Raw genomic sequence first — 6,991 nt, 5'->3', positions numbered from 1 at the left:
TTATCACCGCTCCAAAAAGAACGGCAATCAGCCTATGCCAAAGCCATCATGCAAGGCGGCCTCCGCGCCACGCTTACGCAAGTAAGTCTGTGCTTAAGGTTGAAATCCCATGGCGATTCCCGGGGACTTAAGGCATGCTACCGATCGGTTCGTTCAGGCGCCGACGGCTAGCATCATCAAAGCCTGTACCGGATAATATCAGATCGAATAATCTACATTCCCAAGATGCTGCAATCTATCGGCAACGTCATAAATCGAGATTATGTTGGGATATTTGGATTACTGGCGGCGCATCTGACTGACGCCCAAACATGCGTATGTGCATATGCGCAACCATAATCTGTGAATTAATAGAAGAGTAGGGCATCTCGCCGCGCAATTGTTGTTCCTGCCAATCAACCATTGTCATCGTCAAGCTATCCTACGTCATCACGCTTGTGTAGTGCGCTACCACGGACGGGAAAAGTCCGAAACTGTGACTCTAGCTGCGGTAACCGGCTATTCGGCGGCCAGTGGCGACCCTGCGCTAAGTCGCACTTTGCTAGTCGCGCTGAACCATATTGCTGTCGAAAACCCGGCAACAACTGCTATTGCCTGAGTTCTTAGAGGGTAATCTACAACGGAATGTAACATGATTACAACCGTCGCCCCAAACGCGGCTCGGACAAGCCGGGGTTGTTTGAAGATGTTGCCCGACATCGATTGCCGTAAGATTAGCGTTACAAGCAGTCCAACCATAGCCAAGCCCAAAACTCCGGTTTCCACAACAAACTCGATATAATCGTTGTGAACATGGTTCACATATAGACGCGTAATCTCGTCCAGAGTCTCATTTTTTTGATATATTGCAACGAAACTCCCTAGGCCGGATCCGTAAGGGAAATAATTCTTGATAATTTCAAAAGAATTTTTCCAGAACAACCATCTTCCATCTTCGCCGACGAGGTCGAACCTTTCAAAAACAGTCGATGTAACTTTGTTCTGCGCAATAAAAAACACAGAGACGAAAACGACGCCAAGCAAGATTGCGATCGAATATAGCGTTTTTTTATTCTTGTAAGAAAAGAACATCAAGCTGCAGCCTGAAACGGCCACCAGCCATAAAAATAGCCCCATTCTAGATGACGTCCCAAAGACCGCGACCAGACTCACCACTGCTACCATTACGAGCGCTATGATCGAACTAAACCGACTGTCAGCAATCAAATTCAATCCAAAAATGACACCAACGACAATCATTAACGCTTGATGATTGCGATTAGCGAAAAAACCCAACAAAAATTTATTATGGGAGCTATTATAAAAATTCAGAATTGTTCCTCTGGAACCAAACTGAAATAGACCAATTAAGATGGAAATGGCCACGAGCGCAATCAGCAGGAAGGCTACCCATTTGCGCTCGCGATCGGTTAAACATAATGTGGCCGCAAACATCGTAAAAGCTGGCATCATTAACGACCAAGTGAATAATGTATTCCACGGCTCCAAGCTTAAAGGCCGCCAATTTTCAGCGGCACCAATTAGAATCAGAATTTCATTTTCCAAGGCCCGTCCCGGAAAAGTTTGCCACATGACAGGTGGCAGTGGAAATAATTGGAGGAGCGGGGTAACAAAGACTAACGACAAAAATAGTTTTTGAAGGCCCGAGAGCTCCGCGAGCTTTGACCAAGCTCCTGAAAATAGCGCCAGTCCCGCCAACATGGCGCAAACCAATTGAATGGCGATGAGTGTAAGGCCGGGGCGATTTGGGCTGCCGCCGAGCGTCACTGCGAGAATTAGCAAAAGACAAGCAGTGCTCATCAACGCAGGGCTTGTTGTGCCGCGAAGCGCTGCGAATCTTTCAGCGATTTTCTGCCTCATATGAAAACTATCCCAATTTGTTGTTCAAAAAATCCAATAAGGGTTGCAACATTCACATTCCGCACCCCTCGCTCAGGCCGCTTGATGCTTAGCAGGCAACTTTAGTCATTCAAGCAAATTGATAGTCGGGATCTGGGGGGCGTTGGAGCAATATCTGATGATTTGTACAACAGAGTTATTGGGCCGTAATTTGCCCTCGTAGCCGATGCGAATTGGCTAACGCTACCAAAAGATTACAGTCCGCAGCGTCGAGCTGCCATCTTGATGCGCTAGCGGCCAATTTCGACGCGGATCGACGTGACAATATACGTTTCGCTTCGCTATCAAAACACACCCGGTATAGAAATCCCCTATTTTTATAACTCTGTAATGCCGCTGCTCAAATGTTTGAAGGGTCAGTGTTTTCCCCTTTATCTTTTTGTCCATTTCGCTTAGTGGTACCTCATTGATTAATAATGCTAAATGAGGTCAATCGGTTGAAAGTATTGGTTACTGGAGGCGCAGGTTATATTGGCAGCCACACATGTAAAGCGCTTCGTCAAAATGGGCATCAGCCGGTCGTCTTTGATAACCTTGCGACCGGCAATAAGAGCCTAGTGAAATATGGGCCTTTTGTTCATGGTGATATACGAGACTCCCTAGCTTTGACGGAAGCTATAAAGGCGCACCAAGTCGAGGCGGTTATTCATTTTGCCGCTTGCGCCTATGTGGGGGAGTCGATGGTGAAACCGCGGCTTTACTATAACAATAATGTTCTTGGGACGCTAAGCTTGTTAGATGTCATGCAAGAAATGGAGATAACCAAACTAGTTTTTTCTAGTTCTTGCGCTACTTATGGTATTCCGGAATCTATTCCTATTTCTGAAGATTCTCCACAACGACCAATAAATCCATACGGCTATACGAAGCTGGTGGGTGAGCATATGATGCGGGATGTGGTCCAGGGGGAGAAGAAATTAAATTGTATTGCGCTTCGATACTTTAACGCCTCTGGCGCTGATCCGGCCGGAGAAATTGGCGAATTGCACGATCCCGAGACACATCTCATACCACTAGTACTTTTGGCGCTTTCCGGAAAGAATGACAATTTTAGAATCATGGGAGACGACTATCCGACTCCTGATGGAACATGCATTCGTGACTATTTGCATGTCACAGATTTAGCAAATGCACACGTAAAAGCGCTAGACAAATTGGGGCCTGAGCCGAATTTCGAAGCGTATAATCTAGGAACTGGGAATGGCGTATCGGTCAAGCAGTTGGTAGAGATCGCCCAACAAGTTACTGGCGTCAAATTATCGGCAGAAACCGCTCCTCGGCGCCCTGGTGATCCACCAGAGTTAGTGGCTGATCCGAAAAAAGCGAATGAGCAATTGGGCTGGTATCCTGAATTTTCAGATATCGAAACAATTCTAGCAACAGCAAACCAATGGATGAAATCAGAAGAGAATATCTTTCGCTTCATGGGCATTCAATGAGAGACCGTTCACTCCATCTTATTTGAAAATTATCCCAGAAAGTGTAGTAGTCTTGCCCTTTCGGCAGTTGTGAGTGCTGCGTAAAAGCTGTCAAAGCTCATACGCTAATCAATAGTCAGGCAATTTATAATGCCCACTCTGGCCACCAAACTGTACTGCGGTCCATGCACGCCTCAAAGTCCCAGAAGGGGCTAATTCCTCTATCTGGCTTTGTCGAGAGAGGCGGAGTGCGCTTCAGTTTGACAGGTAAAAATTATCGGCCTCTGTGTTGTAATGCGTAATACGTGCCGATTTCCCTTTGCTGTGACCAGTGAGCCGTTGTTAGCTCACCCGGATTGCCCTCGATAAATAGTTTCTTGGTTTTTAACTTATAAACTAGCCTTTTTTTGGGGGGGCTACAGCTGAACAGAAAATCCGTTCCGATGACAGCTACTTATCCGAATTGAATTGAATTTAGATGTTTCGAAAATACTCTATCGTCTTTTCCAAGCCTTCTCGAAGCTGCACGGTCGGTTCCCAATCCAACTCCCGCTTCGCAACCGATATATCTGGGCATCTTTGCGTCGGATCATCACTTGGTAGTGGCTCATTTATCAATTCTGATTTCGATCCAGTAATTTCAAGCACAAGGTCTGCCAATTGCTTAATTGTAAACTCGTTTGGATTGCCAATGTTAACAGGACCGGTAAAGTTATTGGGCGTATTATCCATTAACCTTAGGAAGCCGTCGACTAGATCTTCATAATAACAAAACGATCTACTCTGAGACCCGTCTCCGTAAATCGTAATAGGCTTACCCTCCAGAGCTTGCATTATGAAATTAGAAACGACCCGACCATCAGCGGGATGCATTCGAGGGCCATAGGTATTAAAAATACGAACCACTTTAATTTTCAAGTCATGCTGTCGGTGATAGTCGAAAAAGAGAGTTTCTGCGCAGCGTTTACCTTCATCGTAACATGACCTGATCCCGACCGGGTTAACATTACCCCAATAACCTTCCGTTTGTGGATGGATCAGCGGGTCGCCGTAGACTTCGCTTGTTGAAGCTTGGAAAATTTTAGCATTAAGGCGTTTAGCGAGGCCCAGCATGTTGATCGCGCCAAGAACCGAAGTTTTCGTCGTTTGCACGGGATCGTGTTGATAGTGAACTGGCGACGCAGGGCAGGCCAGATTATATATTTCATCCACTTCTACATAGAGTGGGAAGCAAATATCATGTCTCAAAAACTCGAATCGAGGCTCGTCATGCAAATGGTCCAGATTGCGCTTGTCTCCGGTAAACAGATTATCCACGCAAAGAACTTCGTCACCCCTCTCTAGTAGCCGATCAATCAAATGCGAGCCCAGAAATCCCGCTCCACCTGTAACCAAAACACGTTTTCTTCCGTAGAGAGTTCTGGCCATCGTATAAGTGCTCCTGATAAGTGTGCTGGTCAAACAGGCTTTTGACCAACGATCAGAGTTTTGCAACCCTGTTATTTGCTGGATTTAAAGTTTTCTATTTCATCGAAGTGGACACAGCGAAAGTAGCACAAATAGCGTTTTATCCACACTATAAATTCAAGTGAAATTTGCGCAGCGGGTGAATGCTTATCCAACTCCCTAGAGTGGGTGATAGCCAAAATATCGACTATTCTGAACCCTCGTCAGTTGATGAGCCAATCTGCAATAAGCGGCGTGTCGTGCGCTGTTTAGCGTGGTTCGCGACATATTCCAATCTGGAAGGTATTTCAAGAAGGGGCGAATTAAAATGCATTTTCATTACGCCGTAGAACCACCGATAACGTTTTTAGTAAGATCTTAAGGTCGTTGAGTATCGACCAATTTGCGGCATAAACAAGATCAGATCGTAGTCGACGACGTAAATCGTCTTCCACAAAAGTATTGCCCCTATGACCGTTGACCTGTGCAAGGCCAGTGATACCCGGCTTTACGCTATGGCGATGCCAATATTCTGGTTCAACTTCCCAATATAGCAGCGCCCCAGCCTTTGCCTGAATAGGATGGGGTCTCGGCCCCACCAAACTCATCGTGCCGCCAAGGACATTAAATAGCTGTGGTAACTCGTCTATACTAGTTCTCCGAATAAACTCACCCACTGCGGTTACTCTTGGGTCATCGCGCTCGGTTAATTTGCTCCCGGTTGCGTCGGCGAGATCCGTTCTCATAGAACGGAATTTACAAATTTTGAAAGTGCGGCTTCCCAAGCCGATACGCTCCTGTCTGAAAAGAACAGGACCCCTACTTTCAATTTTAATCGCGATTGCGGTCACAATCATGATCGGCATGGCACCAATAAGCGCTATTGTACCAAAAAATAGATCAAATGTCCGTTTCAGGATTTTTTGATCCCACCTCAGGTGGCCTGCTGAAATCAACAGACTTGTATGGCCACTTCTCTGTTTGATTGCTAAAGGCCCAATTGCGTCTAGCTCTAACGTGACAATTTCGGACATGACGTCCTGAGCTCGTAACATGAATACCCAAGCGTTGCGTTTCTCGGGAGGGCAGTGAACAATAATGCGGTCTAAGTCAGATACCAAGCAACCGAAGTGGTTTACCGCCACCGGATCGCTCGGATCTGCCACTAGGCCATAATCATCCGCCAATATTGCGCTTTCGTTAGGAGAGTCCCCAATCGCAACACCATCGTAAATGCAAAGGTCAGCGTAAGGCGATTTTCCCAGATAAATCTTACCGCATTTAAACAAAACGAACCGCATCAAAGTTATCATCGCAACGGCACCCATTGTGCCGAATCCGAACATTACTCGCGAGATTTCTTCGCTTGTCTTGAACAAAAACAAGATCAGCAGTATTACGCCGGTAGCCAATAAAAAAGATTGAGCACTACGACCTACGCTTTTCCAAAGGTCGGTTAAGATACTCGTCTGGTAAGCTTTGCTATTTAGTGCGATTAATACATAAATCGATGTAATCGCAAATAGCAATTTAGAGATTTTTTCAACGTCAATTTCGCCAAAGCGAAACAGGTTGGCAAGTGCAAAAGCGAAGACTATGGCTAGTAAGTCCGCCAAGATATGCAAAGCTATCAAATTGAACCGCTTCCGCTTCCTACGCATCAGCCGCTTTAGCAAAATATCATGCTTGTCGGATCGCTCCGCGATCAATTGAAGTTCCGCTCCGCTCGGCTTACCTTCGCCGACCGTTCGTTCATATGATGAGATTGGAGACGGCTCCTCGAATTCGATGGTGTTCGGCACAGCGCCGTGCTCCTTAAGTGCAAATCTTTTCGCGGACCCGAATCGGCTAATATAAAATTAAGCAAAAACACGCAATGACTTTATCTTTCTGGGCTGTTTGGCGACCAGGATTGGCATGGTATTTTGTCAGTAGCCTTCGCCGCAGTTACCCCTTTACGTCACTGGGTTGGCAGATCATTTGTCCGCTGTTCGGGCGGCAGGTCGAAGCCCCTTCATACCGCCCCAAACTGCCACTAGCTATTAGATCGCGCCATTCAGGCAATCGGGCAAATTTCGTATGAACATTCGATCGCGGGGTAAAATTCGGAGACGCAGAGAAATGCGGTCCGCCAGCGGCGCATTTTAACGCATTTGTCAGTTACAGCCATGCCGATGCCGGGATCGCGAAGACCTTCCGGCGACAGAGGATCTGTCCCAATCGGGTTA

4 protein-coding genes are annotated in these 6,991 nt (G+C 46.5%); 1 reads left to right on the top strand and 3 read right to left on the bottom strand.

Going from position 1 to position 6,991, the window contains the following annotated elements:
* Nucleotides 1-498: 498 nt before the first annotated feature.
* On the bottom strand, nt 499-1,860 hold the full coding sequence (locus tag ACN0WW_RS12735) for an O-antigen ligase family protein (protein ID WP_417613059.1): 1,362 nt from the start codon (nt 1,858-1,860) through the stop codon (nt 499-501).
* 455 nt (nt 1,861-2,315) lie between these two features.
* Between ACN0WW_RS12735 and galE the strand changes: the two genes are divergently transcribed.
* The gene (gene galE / locus ACN0WW_RS12730; protein ID WP_417613057.1) at nt 2,316-3,338 is read left to right on the top strand and encodes a UDP-glucose 4-epimerase GalE; all 1,023 of its coding nucleotides are present in this window, start codon (nt 2,316-2,318) and stop codon (nt 3,336-3,338) included.
* 453 nt (nt 3,339-3,791) lie between these two features.
* On the opposite strand, the gene ACN0WW_RS12725 is transcribed toward galE, so the two are convergent.
* Both ACN0WW_RS12725 and ACN0WW_RS12720 read right to left on the bottom strand, forming a co-directional pair.
* Nucleotides 3,792-4,745, bottom strand: a complete 954-nt coding sequence (locus ACN0WW_RS12725) for a UDP-glucuronic acid decarboxylase family protein (RefSeq protein ID WP_417613055.1) — start codon at nt 4,743-4,745, stop codon at nt 3,792-3,794.
* 341 nt (nt 4,746-5,086) lie between these two features.
* On the bottom strand, nt 5,087-6,565 hold the full coding sequence (locus tag ACN0WW_RS12720) for a sugar transferase (protein WP_417613053.1): 1,479 nt from the start codon (nt 6,563-6,565) through the stop codon (nt 5,087-5,089).
* Between the last annotated feature and the right edge of the window lie 426 nt (nt 6,566-6,991).

Origin of the sequence: Parasphingorhabdus sp. (assembly GCF_048269865.1) — a bacterium.
Lineage (GTDB): Bacteria > Pseudomonadota > Alphaproteobacteria > Sphingomonadales > Sphingomonadaceae > Parasphingorhabdus.
This window is presented reverse-complemented; position numbering and strand designations above follow the sequence as displayed.

What these genes read in the sequence shown, in the direction of transcription:
- ACN0WW_RS12735 (WP_417613059.1), bottom strand. Translation starts at nt 1,860, where the DNA reads ATGAGGCAGAAAATCGCTGAAAGATTCGCAGCGCTTCGCGGCACAACA.
- galE (WP_417613057.1), top strand. Translation starts at nt 2,316, where the DNA reads ATGCTAAATGAGGTCAATCGGTTGAAAGTATTGGTTACTGGAGGCGCA.
- ACN0WW_RS12725 (WP_417613055.1), bottom strand. Translation starts at nt 4,745, where the DNA reads ATGGCCAGAACTCTCTACGGAAGAAAACGTGTTTTGGTTACAGGTGGA.